General features: G+C 41.8%; 20 protein-coding genes. 6 read left to right on the forward strand and 14 right to left on the reverse strand.

The features are described 5' to 3' along the window. Positions 1-10: 10 nt before the first annotated feature. Positions 11-2002, reverse strand: a complete 1992-nt coding sequence (gene uvrB, locus IGK63_RS08600; RefSeq protein ID WP_008382187.1) for an excinuclease ABC subunit UvrB — start codon at positions 2000-2002, stop codon at positions 11-13. Positions 2003-2272: 270 nt separating this feature from the next. Here uvrB and IGK63_RS08605 point away from each other — a divergent pair, with 270 nt between their 5' ends. Continuing rightward, on the forward strand, positions 2273-4426 hold the full coding sequence (locus tag IGK63_RS08605; RefSeq protein WP_034872683.1) for an amino acid ABC transporter substrate-binding protein/permease: 2154 nt from the start codon (positions 2273-2275) through the stop codon (positions 4424-4426). A gap of 1 nt (position 4427) precedes the next feature. Continuing rightward, positions 4428-5165 carry an amino acid ABC transporter ATP-binding protein gene (locus IGK63_RS08610; RefSeq protein WP_005235668.1) on the forward strand — a complete coding sequence of 246 codons (738 nt, stop codon included), beginning with the start codon at positions 4428-4430 and terminating at the stop codon, positions 5163-5165. A 51-nt stretch (positions 5166-5216) separates the two neighbouring features. Here the strand turns inward: IGK63_RS08610 and IGK63_RS08615 are convergent, their stop codons facing one another. After that, the gene (locus IGK63_RS08615) at positions 5217-5456 is read right to left on the reverse strand and encodes a hypothetical protein (protein WP_008382185.1); all 240 of its coding nucleotides are present in this window, start codon (positions 5454-5456) and stop codon (positions 5217-5219) included. 390 nt (positions 5457-5846) lie between these two features. Between IGK63_RS08615 and IGK63_RS08620 the strand changes: the two genes are divergently transcribed. From IGK63_RS08620 to IGK63_RS08630, 3 genes are all read left to right on the forward strand, one after another. Beyond that, positions 5847-6389: a hypothetical protein gene (locus IGK63_RS08620; RefSeq protein WP_016611878.1), complete on the forward strand. Its 543-nt coding sequence runs from the start codon at positions 5847-5849 to the stop codon at positions 6387-6389. 168 nt (positions 6390-6557) lie between these two features. Continuing rightward, a complete protein-coding gene (locus tag IGK63_RS08625) occupies positions 6558-6764 on the forward strand; it encodes a hypothetical protein (protein ID WP_429972479.1) in 207 nt (68 codons plus the stop codon). 66 nt (positions 6765-6830) lie between these two features. Then, a complete protein-coding gene (locus IGK63_RS08630; protein WP_242691938.1) occupies positions 6831-7250 on the forward strand; it encodes a hypothetical protein in 420 nt (139 codons plus the stop codon). Positions 7251-7345: 95 nt separating this feature from the next. On the opposite strand, the gene IGK63_RS08635 is transcribed toward IGK63_RS08630, so the two are convergent. The 11 genes from IGK63_RS08635 to IGK63_RS08685 all read right to left on the reverse strand — a co-directional run bounded on the left by IGK63_RS08635 (position 7346) and on the right by IGK63_RS08685 (position 19567). Further along, positions 7346-7801, reverse strand: coding sequence for an S-ribosylhomocysteine lyase (locus IGK63_RS08635; RefSeq protein ID WP_008382180.1), 456 nt, complete (start codon positions 7799-7801; stop codon positions 7346-7348). Between the two features lie 12 nt (positions 7802-7813). Next, positions 7814-8458 carry a class I SAM-dependent methyltransferase gene (locus tag IGK63_RS08640; protein ID WP_218193077.1) on the reverse strand — a complete coding sequence of 215 codons (645 nt, stop codon included), beginning with the start codon at positions 8456-8458 and terminating at the stop codon, positions 7814-7816. 2 nt (positions 8459-8460) lie between these two features. Next, on the reverse strand, positions 8461-9606 hold the full coding sequence (locus tag IGK63_RS08645; RefSeq protein WP_016611882.1) for a cystathionine gamma-synthase: 1146 nt from the start codon (positions 9604-9606) through the stop codon (positions 8461-8463). After that, positions 9596-10561 (reverse strand): PLP-dependent cysteine synthase family protein, encoded by a 966-nt coding sequence (locus IGK63_RS08650; protein WP_016611883.1) that lies wholly within the window; start codon positions 10559-10561, stop codon positions 9596-9598. Before IGK63_RS08650 ends, IGK63_RS08645 begins: the two co-directional genes overlap by 11 nt. Before the next feature lie 406 nt (positions 10562-10967). Beyond that, a complete protein-coding gene (locus tag IGK63_RS08655; protein ID WP_008382170.1) occupies positions 10968-12068 on the reverse strand; it encodes a glycerol dehydrogenase in 1101 nt (366 codons plus the stop codon). Positions 12069-12255: 187 nt separating this feature from the next. Next, entirely contained in the window at positions 12256-13425 is a 1170-nt protein-coding gene (dnaJ, locus tag IGK63_RS08660; RefSeq protein WP_005235650.1) for a molecular chaperone DnaJ, read from the reverse strand. Positions 13426-13551: 126 nt separating this feature from the next. Next, positions 13552-15381 (reverse strand): molecular chaperone DnaK, encoded by a 1830-nt coding sequence (dnaK, locus tag IGK63_RS08665; protein WP_005235649.1) that lies wholly within the window; start codon positions 15379-15381, stop codon positions 13552-13554. A gap of 52 nt (positions 15382-15433) precedes the next feature. Further along, positions 15434-16021 (reverse strand): nucleotide exchange factor GrpE, encoded by a 588-nt coding sequence (gene grpE, locus IGK63_RS08670; protein WP_005235647.1) that lies wholly within the window; start codon positions 16019-16021, stop codon positions 15434-15436. 38 nt (positions 16022-16059) lie between these two features. Continuing rightward, entirely contained in the window at positions 16060-17103 is a 1044-nt protein-coding gene (hrcA, locus tag IGK63_RS08675; protein WP_005225934.1) for a heat-inducible transcriptional repressor HrcA, read from the reverse strand. Positions 17104-17285: 182 nt separating this feature from the next. Next, on the reverse strand, positions 17286-18476 hold the full coding sequence (gene hemW / locus IGK63_RS08680; protein WP_051154609.1) for a radical SAM family heme chaperone HemW: 1191 nt from the start codon (positions 18474-18476) through the stop codon (positions 17286-17288). A gap of 443 nt (positions 18477-18919) precedes the next feature. Then, the gene (locus tag IGK63_RS08685) at positions 18920-19567 is read right to left on the reverse strand and encodes a hypothetical protein (protein WP_005235640.1); all 648 of its coding nucleotides are present in this window, start codon (positions 19565-19567) and stop codon (positions 18920-18922) included. A 117-nt stretch (positions 19568-19684) separates the two neighbouring features. Between IGK63_RS08685 and IGK63_RS08690 the strand changes: the two genes are divergently transcribed. Next, a complete protein-coding gene (locus IGK63_RS08690; protein ID WP_005235638.1) occupies positions 19685-20551 on the forward strand; it encodes an aldo/keto reductase in 867 nt (288 codons plus the stop codon). Positions 20552-20687: 136 nt separating this feature from the next. On the opposite strand, the gene iadA is transcribed toward IGK63_RS08690, so the two are convergent. Next, positions 20688-21872: a beta-aspartyl-peptidase gene (gene iadA, locus IGK63_RS08695; protein WP_005235636.1), complete on the reverse strand. Its 1185-nt coding sequence runs from the start codon at positions 21870-21872 to the stop codon at positions 20688-20690. Positions 21873-21888 lie beyond the last annotated feature (16 nt).

Raw genomic sequence — 21888 nt, forward strand, 5'->3', positions numbered from 1 at the left:
GTTTCTCCTTCTAATCAGCAGCTTTTAGCTCAAGAATAGTATCTCTTAAGGTAGCAGCCGTTTCAAAATCCAATGCTTTCGCAGCATCTTTCATCTCTTTTTCTAGCTTCAGCAACAAGGTTGCTTTTTCCTCACGACTCAGTTCTTCATAAGAAGTCGTGGTGTATTCACCGGTCTCTTCTGCCACTTTTGTGATCGCGATCAGATCGCGAATTTCTTTAATAATGGTTTTCGGTACGATCCCATGTTCTTCGTTGTAGGCTTCTTGGATACTTCGGCGTCGCGCCGTTTCATCGATCGCTCGCTGCATCGAATCAGTCATTTTATCAGCGTACATGATTACTTTTCCTTCAGAGTTTCGGGCTGCCCGTCCAATGGTTTGGACTAATGAGCGTTCGCTGCGCAGGAAGCCTTCCTTATCGGCATCAAGAATCGCAACCAGAGAAACTTCCGGCACGTCTAACCCTTCTCGCAGTAAGTTGATTCCGACCAGTACATCAAATTCACCGAGGCGCAGGTCTCGAATGATCTCTGTTCGTTCCAATGTTTTGATGTCACTGTGCAAGTATTTGACTTTGATCCCTAATTCTTTGAAGTAATCCGTCAAATCTTCAGACATTTTTTTCGTCAAGGTCGTCACAAAGACCCGTTCATTTCGCTCGACTCGCTCATTGATTTCTCCCACGAGGTCGTCAATTTGACCCATGATCGGTCGTACTTCGATCACCGGATCTAACAGACCAGTTGGTCGAATGATTTGTTGAACGACGGTATCGGTTTGATCGTATTCATAGGGGCCAGGTGTTGCTGACACATAGACGATTTGATTGACATGTTTCTCAAATTCTTCCAAGCGTAACGGACGGTTGTCCAGTGCAGAAGGCAAACGGAAGCCATAATCCACTAACATTTGTTTTCTAGCACGGTCACCATTATACATCCCACGAACTTGGGGCATCGTTACGTGTGATTCATCGATTACTAATAGAAAATCATCTGGGAAGAAATCCAATAACGTATAAGGCGGTTCCCCTTCTTTTCGTCCATCCATGTGGCGAGAGTAGTTTTCGATCCCTGAGGTATACCCCATTTCTCGCATCATTTCAATATCATAGTTGGTTCGCTGCTCTAAACGCTGTGCTTCCAGCAGCTTATTTTCTGCTCGCAAAACTTTCAGTCGTTCATCGAGTTCACTTTGGATTGAAGCGATCGCATGTTCCATATGGTCTTCATTGGTCACAAAGTGGGTTGCTGGAAAGATCGACACATGTTCGGTGTCACTCATGATCTCGCCCGTCAAGGCATCAACTTCACGAATCCGATCGATTTCATCGCCAAAAAACTCAATGCGTAACGCTCGCTCATCACGAGAAGCTGGGAAAATCTCCACAACATCGCCGCGCACGCGAAAACGCCCCCGTTGAAAATCGATGTCGTTTCGTTCAAATTGGATCTCGATCAATTCTTTTAATAGTTGATCCCGAGACTTTTCCATCCCTACTCGTAAAGAAACAACTTGTCTTGCATACTCGATCGGCGAACCTAAACCGAAAATACAAGAGACAGAAGCTACAACGATCACATCGTTTCTCTCTAATAAAGAACTTGTCGCCGAGTGACGGAGCTTATCGATTTCATCGTTGACACTGGAGTCTTTTTCGATGTATGTATCACTGGAAGGAACATACGCTTCTGGTTGATAGTAATCATAGTAACTGACAAAATACTCGACTGCATTATTTGGAAAGAAGTCCTTGAACTCGCCATATAATTGTCCAGCCAATGTTTTATTATGGGCAATGATCAATGTCGGTTTATTGACTTCTTTGATTAGATTAGAAATCGTATAAGTCTTACCGGTCCCAGTGGCTCCCAACAAAATCTGTGCTTTTTTTCCACCGACCACCCCGTCAACCAATTGATGGATCGCTTCTGGTTGATCCCCAGCTGGTTGATATTTTGATACTAAGTCAAATTCATGGGAAGTTGTTCTTTCGATCATCTTCATTCCCCCTCGATTATTCTAAACGACAACAAAAAAAGAAAAACTCGCTGCCGCTTTTCCATAAATAAGTATATCATAGCGAACATACTTTCGCCATCATTTGCTATGAAAGTTTCATGCGATTAAGCATAACTTAACATGTTTGATTTTCTAACATCTAATGTGAGGTTTAAACGATTTTGTCATATTTTTAAAGAGAAAGACTTGTGTGTTGAAGAAAAAATCCATATAATCTATAAATACGTTATATCTAAAGGGGGAATTTTCTTGAAAAGAAAACACATGTCCTTCGCTTTAATCGCGCTGATTATCAGCATTTTTACGCTCTCAGTAAAGTCAGCAAGTGCGGAGGAAACTACGTATAAGATAGGAACAGATTTAACATTTGCTCCTTTCGAATTCCAAAATGAAAATAATGAATACGTTGGGATCGATATAGATTTATTAAATGCGATCGCAGAAGATCAAGGTTTTGCAGTTGATTTACGTCCTTTAGGTTTTGACGCATCCATTCAAGGCGTGCAATCAAATCAGTTAGATGGCATGATCGCTGGGATGAGTATCACAGAGGAACGTAAAGAAACCTTTGATTTCTCAGATCCTTATTTCGATAGTGGGATTCAAATGGCGGTAGCTGCTGACAATGACAGTATTACTAGCTACGAGGATCTTGAAGGCGAAACGGTCGGTGCAAAGGTTGGTACCGAAAGTGCCCGCTTTCTAGAAAGCAATAAAGACCAATATGGCTACGACATCAAATTATATGATGACGCTACTGGACTATATGGCGCTGTACGCAATGGTACTGTGGCAGCCGCTTTTGATGATTATCCAGTGCTTGGCTATGCTATCAACAATGGCGAACCGATGAAACTTGTCGGCGAACCTGAAAAAGGCGCTTCTTACGGATTTGCCGTCAGAAAAGGCCAAAACAAAGAACTACTTGAAAAATTCAATGCTGGTTTAGCCAATATGAAAGCTTCCGGCAAATACGACGAAATCGTCAATACTTACATCACAACGTCTGATACAGATGCAGGCACTAGTGAAATGGTGAAAGTCGAACCAAAGAAAGATGTTTACCGAATTGCCAGTGACTCAGCCTTCGCTCCATTTGAATTCCAAAATGAAGACAATGAGTATGTAGGGATCGATGTTGATTTAATGAACCGGGCGGCAGAATTGCAAGGGTTCAACATCGAATTCAATTTCATCGGTTTTTCCGGAGCTTTGCAAGCGTTGGATGGTAACCAAGCAGATGGGATGATCGCTGGGATGACAATCACTGATGAGCGTCGTCAATCCTACGACTTCTCTGATTCTTACTTTGAAAGTGGTATTCAGATTGCTGTAAAAGAAGGCAATGATTCCATCAAATCCTATGAAGATTTAGATGGAAAAACCGTCGGTGCAAAAGTTGGGACAGAAAGTGCAGACTTCTTGATCGCCAACGAAGAGAAATATGGCTATTCGATCAAATATTATGATGCTGCCGATCAATTATATGCGGCTGTTAACGGCGGACAAATTGATGCCATGATGGATGATTATCCAGTGATTGGTTATGCCATCAGCCAAGGTCAAAAACTAGTGACACCGATTGAAAAAGAATCTGGTGGTCAGTACGGTTTTGCGGTGAAAAAAGGCCAAAATCCTGAACTGATCCAAATGTTCAATGAAGCATTGAAAGAAATGAAACGGACTGGGGAGTACGATCAAATCATCAATAAATACATTGAAGATGGATCTGCCACAGAAAAACGAGTGGATGAATCAACGATCACTGGTTTGATCAGCAACAACTATAACGTCTTATTAAAAGGATTATGGAATACCCTTTTACTAGCATTGATTTCTTTTGCCTTAGCATTAGTGATCGGAATCATTTTTGGACTATTTAGTGTTGCTCCAATCAAAGCATTGCGGGTTTTTGCAGGGATCTATGTTGATATCATTCGTGGTATTCCTATGATGGTATTGGCTTTCTTCATCTTCTTCGGCCTCTCCGATGCGATTGGTATCACGATTCCGGACTTTGCAGCCGGGGTCATTACATTGACCTTAAATGCCAGTGCCTACATCGCTGAGATCGTCCGTGGTGGGATCAACGCGGTGCCAAAAGGTCAGATGGAAGCCTCTCGTAGTTTGGGGATGACCTACACTCGGACAATGCAGAAAATCATTTTACCGCAAGCGATCAAAATCATGATTCCTTCTTTCGTTAACCAATTCGTTATCTCGTTGAAAGATACAACGATCATCTCGGTTATCGGAGTCGTAGAATTATTGCAAACTGGGAAAATCATCGTTGCCCGAACCACACAAAGTACCTATGTCTACTTGATCATCGCGATTATTTATTTAGTCGTGATCACAGCTTTAACGAAACTTGCAAAAGTTTTAGAAAAGAAGGTGAAATAGCATGAAAGAAAAAATCTTAGTTGAAAATCTTGTAAAAAAATACGGCGACAATACCGTATTGAACAATATCAATGTTTCAATCGCTGAAGGAGAAGTCGTTTGTGTGATCGGTCCTTCAGGATCTGGGAAATCGACGTTCTTACGCTGTTTGAACCGCTTAGAAGAACCAACCAGCGGCGATATTATCGTTGACGGCGCACATCTGATGGATAAAAACACCAATATCAATGCTGTTCGTCAACATATCGGCATGGTGTTTCAGCATTTCAATCTCTTCCCTCACTTGTCAGTTTTAGAAAACATCATTCTAGCCCCGATGGATCTAAAAAATGCTTCTCGGCAAGAAGCGGAACAAAACGCGATTCGTTTATTAGAGACGGTAGGTCTGGCTGATAAAAAAGACATGTACCCTGACAATCTATCTGGAGGACAAAAACAACGGGTGGCGATTGCTAGAGCCTTAGCCATGAATCCCGATGTGATGCTGTTCGATGAACCAACCTCCGCACTCGATCCCGAAATGGTTGGGGATGTACTCAATGTTATGAAGGATTTGGCAAAACAAGGAATGACCATGGTAATCGTTACTCATGAGATGGGCTTTGCCAAAGAAGTAGCAAACCGTGTGATGTTTATTGATGGCGGTAATTTCTTGGAAGACGGTACACCTGAGCAAATCTTTTCCAACCCTAAGCACGATCGTACGAAAGATTTCTTAGACAAAGTATTGAATATCTAAAAAAAACCTCTGCAACAGCTCTTTTCTCGGACTGTTGCAGAGGTCTTTTTTTTATTGATTTTTTCGTTTGGTTTCTTCTGAAATCCGCTTTTGATTTTCACCTAAAAAAACTTTTGTATCGATAGGGTTGGCTTTGTTCGCCCCTCCGACGCCAGTATCAACCATCTTTCCCCAACCCTTCAATGGCTCTTTCCCTGCTGCACGAAGTTGCGCATTTTTTAAACGTAACGCTTGTTTTTTCGCTTCTTTTTTCGCTTGATGTTTTGCTTGCCACTGCTTTAAGATGCTCATCTTCATTCCCTCCTCTCCTTGTTATGAATCCTTACATAAATTCTTAGCAACCGGTATGCTGGTTCCTGTTGACCTGGTAAGAGTAAACAGGGTTCACCTTTAAAATAGCAAATTTTTATTGAGTAGTTAAATCTATTATAGCATTTCCTTTTCACCATCGTAAGCTGCAGATACTAATTTTACTAAAACCATGAAAGGACATTTGAAATCAAGTAGCCAGATCAGAAGCAACATGTTACACTTATTAAACAACACTCCCTCCAAACCAAAATAGGTATACAAACATTTTTCTTTTTTATTTTATAGCAAATGACGGGGTTTTCCTAATAAAAAACCAACATTAAAATAACAAAGGAAGGCCAAGAAAATCATTTTGGAGGAACCTATCTTATGAAAACCATCATTTTATTTTTCCCACTAATGATACTCTCCCTCTTTCTCACTGGCTGTACCTTGATTGACGAAATCATGGATGACAACACCAAAAGCAGTTTTTCACCAGAAGCAACGTCGTCTTCTCAATCTTTGTCAGCTGATTCAGAAACCAGAGCTTCTTCTTCCAGAACTGAGAACCATGCATCAGAACCCGCATCAGAAACAACTCCTTCTTCTGATGACGTTGCACAAACTCAGAGCAGTACCGAAACAGCTGCCCCTCAATTTTCGTATTGTGAACAATTGCAGATCGGGCTGCCGCGACGGTGGAATCGAACAGTCAACAAAGACTTGCTCCATCAACTGCAAATAGGAATGTCTTGCGATCAAGTTCTTGAAATCATGGGTGGCCTTCCTTCTTGGCGACTAGCAGTCGTAGGTATGGAATCCAATGCCTGGATCAATTCCGATGGTGAAGCAATCATTGTCACTCTTATTAACCGAATCGTTTCTGATGTGGCCTGGCATGATCAGTTTTCTGAAACAGAAATTAAGTAATCCATTAAGCGATCTCACGTGACTGATATTGGTAAAACGCAGGATGAAATTCAATCACCACTTTTATCAGAAGTCATCTAAAAAACTTGGGAGTTGAAGGATCAAATGAAACTGAGTCGACTTAGAAAAAAAATCCGGGAGCATAGCAGAAGAAGCCTTTTGCTTTCTTTGGGTATCAGTTGTTTTTTGCTTGGCGCTGCCCTCTTCTACAGCGAAAACCAGCCGGCAGCTGCCTACGAGCAGTTTTTAGAGATCGATTACTTAACTGCTTTACTGGAAGAAAGACCTTCCCCTGAGTCCATCAGCGATCTTGGCCTCGATCTCATCAAACGTAGTGATCGGGTAAACCAAGAGCGCAGTGCCATCAACCGATAGCGGCGCCGCGAAAATGTGATCGTCACAGAAGAGACTAGAAAAGTTTTTTCTCCCGATCAAGGAGCAATGGTTGATGAAGTAAGAAAAGTAACCACTCGCTTACCTGATTCAGCCATTGATTTGTTATCAATGATGGTTGATAGCAGCGCTCTCGAGACAAAAAGAGTGCCTTTAGGTTCACGGGATAAACTGTCCAAAATCAGCTTTGATTTTGACTTTGATGATTCTGGTGATGAAAGATTAGCGAAAATCACATTGGTTGATGTTCCAGAATTTTTCGGTATTGATTTCTCACAATTCGAGAAAGAGGCTGATGTTGAGGAGATCAAAGAGACATTGATCGTACAGTATGGTTTAGATGCTCACATCAGGGACGTTAGCGCCATTCGGAGACTTTTCTTTGTTCATGAAGGATTTGAGTTTTACATTAGTCATACCTACAATCCGAATGGAGTCGGCATCACCGTCCAAGCGGTAGAACCATAAATGAAAAATAGTGAATCCCCCCTCTCTTTGCGGGATTAACAAAAAAAGCGTCCGCGAATACAAACGCAGGCACCTTTTTTCTACTTCTATTTTGTTTAGGCAAAAACGGTCGACCAATTGTCACGTTCATCAAGAAATTCTTGCGCTAATTTTTGCGCACCTTCTAAGGTATGGTTCGCCGCCCAACCGCATTGCACTTCATTGCTGGCAGGTACTTCAGTTGCTTGCAAAACATCCTTCATGGTTTTTTCTAGGACTGTCAAAATCTCTTCATAATCGTCATGATTCAAGACAGTCAGATAGAAGCCGGTTTGGCATCCCATGGGTGACCAATCCACGATATAATCTGCATGATTACGAATCAACTCTGCCGTCAAATGTTCTAAAGAATGCAGACTTGCCATATCCATATGTGCTTGGTTCGGCTGCTTCAAACGAACATCATATTTGATGATGGTATCATTTGTTCCTTGTTTTTTATCGGCAACCCGTACATAAGGTGCTTTGACTTTCGTATGATCCAAATTAAAGCTTTCAACATTCATTTTCATTGTACTTCTCTCCTACTCTTTTTGTGCTTCCACAAGCCAAACATACTCATTGATTTGCTTAAAACGACTGGTAAACCCATGTTGGCGAAAATATCGTTCGATATCCGCAGTAACTGGATAGTACTCCCGTTGCAGATCAGCGGCTAGTCGCTGGTGTCCAGCTTGCCGCGCTTCATCGATTAGCTCCATTTTTCGGGCTAGGGAAAGAAACATCGTATCCCCGAAAAGCACTTTCCCGCCTTTTGGCAGCATCGCCGCATATTTGCCGATTGCCCGTTGTTTTTCGTCCTCCGTAAGATGATGAAAAACATAGGTAGAAACGATCGTATCGATTACATCCGTGATTTCAGGAAAAATCTCCATATCACCATCTACAAAAGTCACTTTAGAAAGACTGGGTTTTGACTTGGCGATCCGCCGCATCTCTGGCGATGGCTCGATTGCCAGCACGTTTTTTCCTTGATCAAGCAGAGCTTGTGTTAGATTTCCAGTGCCACTACCAAATTCTACCACAGACTGCCCTGCTTTTTCAGCTATTTCAGCGAGTAACTGTTCATATTTGAAAAAAACCGCTCGATATTCTTCATCCTTACCTGCAACTGTTTCATCGTACTCAGCTGCCCAGTCAGAAAAAATTGGAATAAACTCTCTCCCCATCACTAGCTACCTGCCTTTTCAAACGCTTGCTCTAAATCTGCCTGCAGATCCTCACCGTCTTCGATGCCCACCGACAACCGAATCAAGCCATCTTTGATCCCAGATTGCTCACGAATTTCTTTAGGGATCGAGGCATGGGTCATCACGGCTGGCACTTCTACCAAGCTTTCCACGCCACCTAAGCTTTCTGCTAAAGTAAAAATCTTTAATGATTCAACAAATTCTGCTGTTTTCGATTCATCGTTTAGTTCAAAAGATATCATACCGCTATACCCAGACATCTGTGATTTGGCGATCTCATGACCTTCATGGTCAATCAATCCTGGATAATAGACCTTTACGACAGCTTGATGTGCTTGTAAGTAGTGGGCAATTTTCATCGCATTGTTTTGATGTGCTTTCATCCGCAAAGCAAGTGTTTTGATGCTTCGTTGGATCAACCAGCTATCATGAGGCCCCAATACACCGCCAATAGCGTTTTGTAAAAAGGCAATTCTTTCGGCGATTAGCGGCTCTTTGGCAACCGCTAATCCAGCTACTACATCACTGTGTCCACCGAGATACTTGGTAGCACTGTGAATCACAATATCTGCGCCTAATTGTAGCGGCTTTTGAAAATATGGCGTCGCAAAGGTATTATCCACGATCGTCAAGAGATCGTGCTGGGCAGCTAGTCTCGCAACCGATTTGATATCCGTGATTTTTAACAGCGGGTTCGTCGGTGTTTCCAGAAAAATCGCTTTGGTCTCCGGAAGAATTGCTGTTTCAATAGCAACTAAATCATCGGTTTTGACAAGTGAATAAGTCAACCCACTTTTTTCTAATACTTGATGAAGCAAACGAAATGTCCCCCCATAAACGTCATCTCCTAAAATGACATGATCTCCTGTCTGAAAAAGCGTGAAGATCGCATGGGTGGCTGCTAATCCAGAGGCAAAAGCAAACCCTTGAGCGCCTTCTTCAAGATCCGCAATCAATTCTTCTAAGGCAAAACGAGTTGGGTTGCCTGAACGACTGTATTCATATTGCTTTGGCTGACCTAGAGCATTTTGCCGATAGGTAGATGTTTGGTAGATTGGCACACTGACTGCACCGGTGAGTTCGTCTTCGCTGATACCGCCGTGAATTACTTTTGTATTAAAATGCATTGTTTGTTCCTCCTATGAATGGTGTGATTGCTGATTCGCCAGCATAAATCTTTTTTGATAGATAGCGGTCGCCACCATCGGGAAAGACTGTGGCGATCGAGCTTCCGGTTGGTAATTCGAGGCTTTCTTTTACTGATGCTGCCATCACGGCTCCACTTGAACTTCCAACAAGCAGACCATAGTTTCTTGCCAAGTAACGAGTAAAGGCAAAGCCTTCGGCATCACTTATCGTATAAATGTTATCAATAAGCAAATCGTCAAAAAATTGTGGAATGAACTCAACACCGATCCCTTCAATCTCGTGGCCATGGGCAGGACCGCCGTTCAAGATTGATCCTTCCGGTTCAACAACAGCAAGACGAGTGCTTGATTTTTGCTTCTTTAAGTACGTCGCGACACCCGCAAAAGTACCACCACTGCCAGCGCCTGCAACAAAGCTGTCAATTTTTCCATGTAATTCCTGATAGATCTCAGGCCCCAATGTTGCTTGATAGGCTGCGGGATTGTTCTGATTATGAAACTGCAATGGCATAAAACTATTCGGCTGTCCTTTTGCTAATTCCTTTGCTTTTTCGATTGCCCCTTGAATGCCAGCTTCCGTTGGTGTATGAACGATAGTTGCGCCTAATGCTTCAATCAATTGCTGCTTTTCAATGCTGAATTTCTCCGGAATAACAAAAATCATTTTTAGTCCATGCTCGATCCCGGCAATAGCTAAGCCAATCCCGGTATTTCCGGCTGTCGGTTCAATTACTGTTGTCTCATGATTGATTGTACGCTCTCGAAATGCCTCATCGATCAAGTACTTTCCTAAGCGGTCCTTAATGCTGCCACCAGGATTTAAATATTCAAGTTTCGCATAGATTTTACTTCCCTTTTTTCCGCCTAAAGCTGCGGCATCAAATTCAAAGAGCGGGGTATGCCCTATCAATTCTTTTACATTTTTAACGATCATCGTTTGACTCCTTATTCAGATTTTTAGGCAAAACTTGTAAGCTTCATATACATATTTTGGCTTGCAATCATCAGCCGTCGCCATTGAAAGCGGTAAAAAAAAGCAAACAAAAAGGGGTACTGACTATTACATCAGTACCCCAAAAAAATGTCGTCTTATCCGGATAGAAGCGAATCACTAAAAAAATCAGCGATCTGCTGCGACAAAGGAACTAATAATAGGCATGACAAATGGGTATGCTGCTTTTTGCACCATACAACAACAACAGGTAGTTTGTGTGTTGAAGTTCGTCATGTCTTGTTCCCTCCTTTAATTTGCTTGTTATCAAAATAGCACGACTCTTTTTTTTTGTCAAATATTTTTTTTAATCAACAAGTATCGATCAATGAACGTTTATAAAATAACATTAAAGAGGATAATAAGCAGTCACATAGGCATCCACGGCTTTGATCGCGGCTACAACATCTTCTGCGGATACCGTGAACGGCATATTGTGAATCGTCTCCCCTTCGATGGTTGCTTGTTTACCGACTTTCATAAGCTCTGCATCGCTAACATCAGAAAGATGCATTTCAGCTAATGTCGTTGGTAATTCCAACGCCTGATACAACTCAATATATTGGTCAATTTCATCAGGATCCGCGTTTTCCAGCATCAATTGTGTAAGTGTCCCGTAAGCAACTTTCTCCCCATGAGTCAAATCATGGACGTCTCCTTCAAGGGCTGTCAAGCCATTATGGATCGCATGAGCTGCTGCCAAACCAGCACTTTCAAAGCCTAAACCACTTAACAGAGTGTTGGCTTCCACGATTTGTTCAAAAGCTTCGGTAACGACTTGTTTTTTATTTGCTTGATAGGCTTTCAGTGCATTCTCAAAAAGAATCTCTTCGCATTTTTCAGCGATTGCCATGCCGGCAATTGGTTGAATACCACCCACCATATTCTTACTATGGCTTCGGGCAACGGCGCGTGCTTCGACATAGGTTGCTAGTGCATCCGCAATACCCGCTGCAAGTAATTTGGCAGGCGCTTTCGCAATAACGGCTGTATCCACTAAGACAAGTTCAGGGTTTTTGTTGTAAAAACGATATTTTTCAAAGCGACCTTCATCTGTATAAATAACAGAAAGTGCCGAAGTTGGTGCATCAGTAGAAGCGATCGTTGGCAAAACAGCAATCGGTATGTTTAATTCATCCGCAACAGCTTTCCCAGTATCGATGGCTTTCCCGCCACCTAATGCAGCAATTACTTCAATGGATTCGCTTTTGGCTTTAGAGACGATACGATCGATTTCATTTGCAGAAGCTTCTCCACCAAAAATTTCTTTTACCGGACCTAAATCAGCCGCTTTGAGATTTTCAAATAAATCTTCCCCGGCAATTTTCCAAACTGTTTCATCGGTCAAAAGCAGCACTTTCTTTCCTAGATCTTTAATGTGAGATAAACCATCCTTCAATACTCCTTTTCCTTGAACGTATCGTGACGGACTCGCAAATATTCTTTCCATTGTATCTCCTCCTTCAATTGGTCTACTTTTATTGTGACACACTAAGCAAGCGATTTCAAAGGAAAAGAAAAAAAGATGGCCAAGAAGATTCGATTCTCGCACATACTGCACATTTATAGCCATACAAACACTCATGCCCTTATAAAACTGATGGTTTTATAAGGGCATGAATTGGATTATTTACTTGTTATTTCTTTTTCCCACCAAAAGCATCTTTCATTTTATCAAAAAACCCTTCTGGTTGTTGTTCGGTGGTTTCATGACCACTAGCTTTTGCATAAGCCCGCAATGCTTCTTTTTGTTCCTCATTTAAGTTCTTAGGTGTGATCAGCTTCACTTTGACTTGTTGATCGCCATTGCCTCCTCCCCGTAAGCGAGGTGCTCCTTTACCGCGTAAGCGGAAGTTCGTACCTGTTTGGGTCCCAGCTGGGATTTTTAACTTCACATTCCCGTGAACGGTTGGCACATTGACCTCATCTCCTAAAGCTGCTTGGACAAAGTTCAACGGCAACTCGTAATAAATCTCTGAACCGTCACGATCAAAAATATCACTTTCTTCCACACGGAAAACAACGTATAGGTCCCCATAAGGACCACCATTGGTTCCAGCTTCCCCTTGGCCAGATAAACGCATTTGTTGTCCATCTTCGACACCTGCAGGCACGTTGACTTTTACATTATGTTTTTTCTTTTCATGGCCAGTACCATGACAGGTTGTACATGGTTCTTTGATTTCTTTCCCAGTTCCATGACAAACATCACAGGTTTGACGGCTCATTACACGACCAAGCGGTGTTTGACGTTCAACATTGATAGTACCTGCACCATGACATTTATGACAGGTTTCTGGTGAAGTACCTGGTTTTGCCCCGTTCCCGCCGCAGGTATGACAGGTTTCTTCACGATTGTATTGAACAGTTTTTTCCACTCCGAAAATCGCTTCTTCAAAGGAAAGATCAACCGCATATTGCAAGTCTGCTCCTTGTCGAGGTGCATTAGGATTGGCTGCTCTGCCGCCTCCACCACCAAAAAACGATTCGAAAATGTCTTCAAATCCACCAAAACCGCCACCGGAGAATCCGCCACTGTTAAAGCCGCCGAATCCACCGCCATAACCGCCTCCGTAGTTCGGATCGGTACCAGCATGACCATACTGGTCATAAGCAGCTCTTTTTTGGGAATCACTTAATATTTCATAGGCCTCAGAAATCTCTTTAAACTTTGCTTCTGCATCAGGTTCTTTATTGATGTCTGGATGATATTGTTTTGAAAGCTTACGATAAGCTTTTTTGATTTCGTCATCCGAAGCCCCTTTTTGTAGACCTAAGACCTCATAATAATCTCTTTTGTCTGCCATTGGCTTCCCTCCACTCTATTCTTGCGTCTCTCGTATTTTAGCATATAATTCGCTCTAGAAAAATACGTTTCGCAAATTCATAAGAAAAAGCCAAAGCGGTGACTTTGGCTTTTTCACAAACAGCGATTATTTATCGTCACCGTCTACTTCTTCAAAGTCGGCGTCAACCACATCGTCTGCGCCGCCTTGTGCAGCTTCTGGATTTTCTTGTGCTTGTTGTTGTGCTGCTTGTTCGTATAATTTAACGGTTAAGTTTTGTACGATTTCATTCAAAGCATCACGTTTCGTTTTCATTTCTTCTAAGTTGTTTGCTTCAACCGCAGCTTTCAACTCATCACGAGCTTCTTCCGCTTTTTTGACTTCGTCTGCATCCACTTTGCCTTCAAGCTCTTTCAATGTTTTATCAACAGTGAACAACAATGCATCGACGTCATTGCGTAGATCAACTTCTTCTTTGCGCTGTTTGTCGGCTTCAGCATTTGCTTCAGCATCTTTTACCATGCGTTCGATTTCTTCATCTGATAAACCTGAAGATGATTTGATCGTGATTTTTTGTTCTTTTTGTGTACCTAAATCTTTTGCAGAAACATTAACGATCCCATTTTTATCGATATCAAATGTTACTTCGATTTGAGGGATGCCACGAGGTGCTGGTGGAATATCCGTCAATTGGAATCTTCCTAATGTTTTGTTATCAGCAGCCATTGGACGTTCCCCTTGCAAGACATGGATATCAACGGCTGGTTGATTGTCTGCTGCAGTTGAGAAGACTTGTGATTTACTTGTAGGGATCGTTGTGTTACGATCGATCAGTTTTGTGAAGACAGCACCCATCGTTTCGATACCTAATGATAATGGTGTAACGTCTAGTAAGACAACATCTTTCACATCCCCAGTGATCACGCCACCTTGGATCGCAGCCCCCATCGCTACCACTTCATCTGGGTTTACTGATTTGTTTGGTTCTTTATTGGTTTCTTTACGTACAGCATCAACTACTGCCGGAATACGAGTTGAACCACCAACTAAGATCACTTCGTCGATTTCTGATTGTGATAGACCAGCATCTTTCAAAGCTTGACGTACTGGAATTTTTGTACGTTCTACTAAGTCTGCTGTTAATTCATCAAATTTCGCACGAGTCAAGGTCATTTCCAAGTGCAATGGACCAGCATCGCCAGCTGTGATAAACGGTAAGCTGATTTGTGTACTTGTTACACCTGACAAGTCTTTTTTCGCTTTTTCAGCAGCATCTTTCAAACGTTGCAAAGCCATTTTGTCTTTTCCAAGATCAATGCCGTTTTCTTTTTTGAATTCTGCTACCATGTGATCGATGATTTTGTTATCAAAGTCATCCCCACCTAGGTTGTTGTCCCCAGCAGTTGATAATACGTCAAAGACGCCATCACCTAATTCAAGGATCGATACGTCGAAAGTACCGCCACCTAAGTCAAAGACCAAGATTTTTTCATCTTTATCTGTTTTATCTAACCCATAAGCTAAAGCTGCGGCAGTTGGTTCATTGACGATCCGTTCTACTTCAAGACCGGCAATTTTACCAGCATCTTTGGTTGCTTGACGTTGTGCATCGTTGAAGTATGCAGGAACAGTGATGACTGCTTTTTCAACTTTTTCCCCTAAATAGTCTTCAGCAAATCCTTTGATGTATTGAAGAACCATTGCGGAAACTTCTTGTGGTGTATACGATTTGCCTTCAACTTCTACTTTGTATCCAGCTTCACCCATATGGCGTTTAATAGAAGAAATCGTATTAGGATTTGTCACTGCTTGGCGTTTTGCAACTTCCCCTACTTGGATCTCACCATTTTTGAATGAGACAACAGAAGGTGTGGTACGGTTTCCTTCTGGATTCGTAATGATTTTTGCTTCGCCGCCTTCAAGGACAGCAACAGCTGAGTTTGTTGTTCCTAAGTCGATACCGATAATTTTACTCATAAGTAATACACTCCCTTTTTTAATTTAAACATCTACTTATAGATAGAAAGAACTATTGTGCAACGATGACCATGCTTGCACGCAAGACACGATCATGCAATTTATACCCTTTTTGCAAGACAGTAACGATTGTGTCTGCCGGTGTTTCATCAGAGGCAGGTACAGTCTGCACCGCTTGATGCAAGTTCGGATCGAACATTGCACCTTCAGCAGGAATCTCTTCGATTCCCTCTTCTTTTAAGGCTTGACGCAGACTTTCAAGAACCATTTCAACGCCTTTTTTCAAATTCGCCGCTTGGTCTTGATCGACATCTGCTGCCATCGCTCGTTCCAAATTGTCGATTGCTGGCAACAGTTTTTTGCCAAGATCTTGCGAGCGGTATTTTTGTAAAAGTTCCCGCTCGTTGCGGTTACGTGAAGTGATATTTGCGATCTCTGCACGAGCACGCAGGAATTGATCTTCCAATTCATTATTCTTTTCTTGCAAAAGTTCCAATTCGCTTTTTTCCACTGTTTCTTCCTCTGGTTGAGGAGTCTGTGCTTCAGTTTCAGTTGATTCATTTGAAGATTCAGTTGTTTCTGCGGTTTCTTCAGCAGTTTTATCTAATTCTTCATCTAAACGCTCTTCTTTTTCCGTCACGTTTCAACCATCCCTTCTACGATTTGTTTCATTGCCGCTTATTCATTGGCAGCGTCTAATGCGCGATAATAATCGGCCAATTTTTTTGCTAACTCGCCTCGAAAAACTTCCATCAAACCAAACATCCGTGAATACGGCATACTTGATGGACCTAATAAAGCGATCGTTCCTTGTCCATGACCTTCGATTTCATAGCTAGCTTGGATCAAACTCATATTTTGTAACAAGTCATTGCCAAGCTCAGAGCCGATTCTGATTTGAATCGCAGAATCTCTTGGCGCCAGCAGCTGTGTCAGCTGATCTGCATTTTTCATAAATGAATACATCGATTTGAACTGACTAACATCTTGCGTCGGTTCAAAATCCAGAAGATTCATTCGCCCGCCGACGAAGATTTTTTCTTCAAAAATGTGGCTCAGCATCGTATCAAATAGATCAACGATTCCGTCAGTCGTTTGAAAATACTTATGCAGAATCATAGGAATCTCGGTTCTTAAACGATGGTAGACCGTCATTAGAGGCTCACCGATCAATTTGTCGTTGATGATCCTTACCATTTTTTCCAAATCTTCGCTGCTCATCGATTCAGGAAGAGTAAAGACTTGATTTTCGACATTCCCTTTATCCGTCACGATGATCGCGATGATCTGTCGTGCATTCAATGGGACGATTCGAAAACCGGTCAATTTCCTTTCCTTCATATCTGGCCCGAGAGACAACGCTGTATAGCTAGTCAAGTTGGACAAGATCGTGGCAGACTGCTGGATGATTTCATTGATTTCATGAAAATCTTTTCCAAAAGAATGACGAATGGTTTGAATTTCGTTTTGGTCAACCTCCGATGGCTTCAATAAGTGATCAACGTAATAGCGATACCCTTTTATTGACGGCACACGCCCTGAAGATGAATGTGTCTTTAACAGAAGTCCAGCTTCTTCCAGCGCCTTCATCTCATTACGAATGGTGGCAGAGCTAGCTTCAACCCCATCTTCCATCAATCGCTTCGAGCCCGTGGGCTGACCAGTATTCGTATAATTTTGGATGATGAGGTGTAAAATCATTTGTTGTCTAGGTGTCAACATTTTATCCACTCCTCCGTTAGCACTCATTCCTATTAAGTGCTAACACGATTATAAATATACCATATTTGCTAGGAATGTCAAGTATTTGCATCACTTTTTTAGCACTCTTTCTAAGAGAGTGCTAAAAAAGAAATCAAAAAAAGAAGCAGCACGAAATGGCTACTTCTCTTACTCGTTCTTTCTTATTTTTCTGCATCCAAGAGAAATGCTTCAAACACTTCGTTGCCAATAAACATCCCAGCTTTCGTTAAAAAGACACGGTCACCTTGACTAGCCAACCAGCCTTTTTGAATCAACTGTTCGCTCGTTGAACCATAGATTTCCTGAAAAGACTTCCCGAATTTTTCTGCAAACTGTATTTTTGAAATGCCGACCTTTTTACGAAGGCCTAAAAACAGTTCCTCTTCCATTTGATTGCTGGTTGTCAATTCTTCGATTTCGTGGATTGGCAACTGATTTTCCTGTAATGGTTTCAAATAATGCTGGATTGGACCTTTGTTCTTGTAGCGAGTCTGTCCAAGATACCCGCTGGCGCCTGCCCCAAAGCCAAAATAATGTTCATTGTTCCAATACACTAGATTATGTAAGGACTCATACCCTGGTCGTGCAAAATTACTGATTTCATATTGGTTCAATCCAGCTTTTGTCATCGCCGCGATCGCCTCATCAAACATCTGCGTTTCAGCTTCTTGAGAAGGCAGTGCCATTCTCCCTTGGCGAACCCAGTTCATAAACATGGTTTTGTTTTCTAAAATCAAAGAATACATCGCATAGTGAGGCAACCCGAGATCAATCGCTCGCGTCAGTGTATCACGGAAGCTTTCTATGCTTTGTCCCGGAAGTGCATAAATCAAATCGATCGTCACATTCTGAAAATCATGTTTTTCCAGCAGCTGAATAGTTGAATAAACATCTTCAGCGGTATGCTTGCGGCCAATTTTTTTAAGCAAGCGATTATCAAAGGTCTGGACCCCCATCGACAAGCGATTGACTTGATGGTTTTTCAAAACCAGCATTTTTTCTTCACTCAAATCACCAGGATTTGCTTCCACTGTAAACTCTTTGGTTGTGTGTGTTGGCAGCAATTCATGCACACCTGACAGCAATCGATCCAGTTGGTTCGCCGAAAGCGACGTTGGCGTCCCGCCGCCGATATAAATCGTTTTCGCCTCATTGAGAGGCTGACGCAAGAGGGTCAGCTCAATTTCTTTTAGTAACGCTTCGATGTACTCATCCACTGGCTGCCCTTCTAAAAACACTTTGTTGAAGTCACAGTAGTAGCATATATGTTCACAGAAAGGTATATGTATATACGCAGAAATATTTTGCGCGCTTTTTGTAGATGGATCGTTTATTGTTTGACCTTCAGGCATTCCTAAGTAATTCTCCTCTACCTTCTTTTTTGCTCCCACCGCTGAGAGCACCGGCACTCATTGTAGCATAGTTCTTAGAATTCTCCTATCACTTGGACTATTTTTAAGCAAGAAAAAACACCACTTCCAAGAAGTGATGTCTTCAAATATTCATAGAAAAAATAAAGAGCACTACTCTTATTAAGTACGGTAAAATACCGCTTTTGTTCTTATCCCGCCCAGAAAAAAATCTGTTTGTTACAAGAACTAACACTTCCCCCAAACTGTTAGCGCCACAATAGATAAGCTGTTGTTGACGGCTTACTTAACAAGAGCAGGACTCTTATTCATGAAAGACAATTGCTTGTCTTATCTGACTTAAGTATACCTTTTTAAAAAAATTAAGTCCTATCATCTTTTTCACCAGTCTATGAAAACGATGAGAATCTTCACCTTGGTAACAGTTATAAAATGTGCAGCAAAATATCGATCAGATAGCGGATCAACCGATACGCAATAAATAAGAAGAAAATATTTCCCAGCAAGAATTGAAAGACATTGCCAATCGATCCCTTAAAGGAGCGAAAACTGAAATAACGCGACCAACGATTGAACCCGTTTTGGCGGTTTCGTTTCAAACGATACGCTTCATCATACTTCATCTCCAAGAGGTCATAATAAAAAATCATCAAGGGTTGTTGCACAAAGAAAACTTTTTTATAGCCTGCCATCAACGTGTACTGCTTATTATTGGAAGGAAAGTTGCGATTGCCGTTTTTCTTCACGCGCATCGTTGTTCCATCATTCATTTGGAACGCATAATGATCCTCAAATTCTGTCAGTTGATGAATTTGCGGCACCTGATTTTCTTCTTCGAAAGCAAGTACGACCTCACTCGCTCGCTGATAAAGTGAAACCAACCACGCCATTATGCCTAGCAATATAACTAGCAAAATGATATTTAAAAGCAAACTTTCTTGTAACAAAAGTAAATAACCTAAGATAATCAAAATCGCCACACCAAGGGCAATCATTCTTCTACGGAAATAACTGCGATACATCAATTCAAAAGAGCGCCGATAATAGGCAAAATCTTCTTTAACAAAATCCATTTTTTCCACATCTTTCTGTGTTTAGGTTGCTGATAATGTATCAAAGATCCTTTTGAAAGTCAATTTCCCTCAAAAGTTTCAGCGTCTGATTTGTTTCAAACAAGAAAACGTTTTATAATGGAAGATGTAACAAAAAAAAGCGATGAAAGTAGGTTGAGATACGTGATATTACAAGAAACATTTACCTTGCAGAACAAACTGGCAATTCCTAAGATTGGCCTTGGAACCTGGCAATCTTCTCCAGAAGATGCTTACAACGCAACAAAATTTGCCATTCAAAATGGTTATCGACATGTCGATACAGCGGCAGCTTACAAAAACGAAGAAGCGGTTGGGAAAGCTGTGCGCGATTCAGGCGTTGCCCGCGATGAAATTTTTGTTACCACGAAAGTACCTGCTGAGTTAAAGACCTACCAAGAAGCGGTTGATAGCATTGATGCTTCTCTAAAAAAACTTGACTTAGGGTATATCGATTTGATTTTGATCCATGCCCCTCGTCCTTGGAAAATCATGGGAAACAATCCAGAAAACAAAGATTTTTATCTTGAAAACATCGATGTTTGGAAAGCATTAGAAGAAGCCTACTTAAGTGGAAAAGTAAAATCGATTGGTGTTTCCAACTTCGATCAAAAAGATTTGCAAAATATTTTTGATCATTGCGATGTGAAACCGATGGTCAACCAGTTTATTTACCATATTGGCCGCACAAATGAAGAACTATTGACATTTTGCAAAGCGCACGAAATTTTAGTGGAAGGCTATTCACCAATCGCTACTGGTCGTTTACTCGATAACGATGCAGTGAAGACGATTGCTGAAGCCTATGGAAAATCGATTCCACAACTTTCAATTCGTTACTTGCTACAAAAAGACATTCTGCCATTGCCAAAATCCGTTCATGAAGAATACATTGCTGACAATGCCAAAGTTGACTTTGAAATTTCTGAAGAAGACATGAAGAAATTGGATGAGTTGCAAGCTTAAGAATACTTGCGTTTAATTGAAAAAAGCAGTCCGATCAAGTCCAGTAAATGCTGGTCATGGATCGGGCTGCTTATTTTCTTCTACAACTCTGTTTAGAAAAACAACCGTTTCTTAGTCTGTTAAAACTGAATTCTTCTTATGTTAGTTGTTCAAAGGTACCCCACACTTTTACTTCTTGTTCTTCTACCATTGTTCTGCCTTTTGCTAGAACCGTTTCTACTGCTAATGAGTCTTTGTTCAGCAAGCAAATATCAGCATCCATCCCTGCTGCAAGACGTCCCTTTTGATCAAGCTTCAATACTTTCGCTGGATTGGAAGTGATTGCTCGAATGGCGATCTCCAATGGAATCTGCTCTTTTTGGACTGCTTCTTTAATGCCTACCATCAGCGCTCGCGAACTGCCGACACCCAGACCTATGAATTGATTGTTTTCATCAAAGTACGGGAGGCTGCCTTGCCCATCAGAGGTCATGGTAAATTGATCCAGCCCGATCCCTTCTGCTAACAAACGTTTCAATCCTTTACTGAAGCGAACCTCATCGTCTTCTTTTTCCCAGAAATCAGGATCTTCACTCGCCGTAAAATCGATCGTTCCACCCATTTTTGCAAAAGCAATACTTGCTTCGAAAAGCTCGCTGGTCCGATTGGCATGTGTCGGTAAAAATTGGCTGATTGGAATCTCTGTCTCTTCGATGGTTCGTAAAAGCAGCTCATATTTTTTCTTTCCTCCACCTAAGTGGACGTTTACGATGCCTGCTTTTCCAGAAAGCATCCCACCGACACGAGCATCCGCCACCGCGCGGGTAAATTCTTCGAAACTTGGTTGTGAAGAACGATGGTCAGAAACGGCAATTTCACCGATACCAATAATTTTATCGATAGTCAAAAAATCTTGGATGATGGAATCCGTGATGGGCGTCAAAGGCAATCGATACGAACCGTCATAAAGATAAGTCGTGATGCCTTCCGCCTCTAGTCCACGCGCCTTACTGATCAAGGCAGTCATATCTCTGCCTACTCCGTCAGTACCTAAACAGCCAACCACTGTCGTTACTCCTGCAGAGGTCAATTGACTCAATTTCACTTCTGGTGTCCGGTTTTGAAAGCCGCCTTCCCCGCCACCTCCTAAGATATGAAAGTGGCAGTCAATAAAGCCGGGCACAGCGAGTAACCCTGTGCCATCGATTTCTTCAAGAGGAACACCTGAGAATCCTCCTTCAATCGAATCTTGAATAGCAATGATCTTGTCTTCATTTAATAAAATATCTTTTTTTCCTAAATAGTCAGGAGCGTAAACCTCTGCTTGTCGTATCACCTTCATAAGTGCTTCCTCCTTG

This window comes from Enterococcus sp. AZ040, assembly GCF_050499185.1.
In the GTDB taxonomy this organism is placed as follows: domain Bacteria; phylum Bacillota; class Bacilli; order Lactobacillales; family Enterococcaceae; genus Enterococcus_D; species Enterococcus_D entomosocium.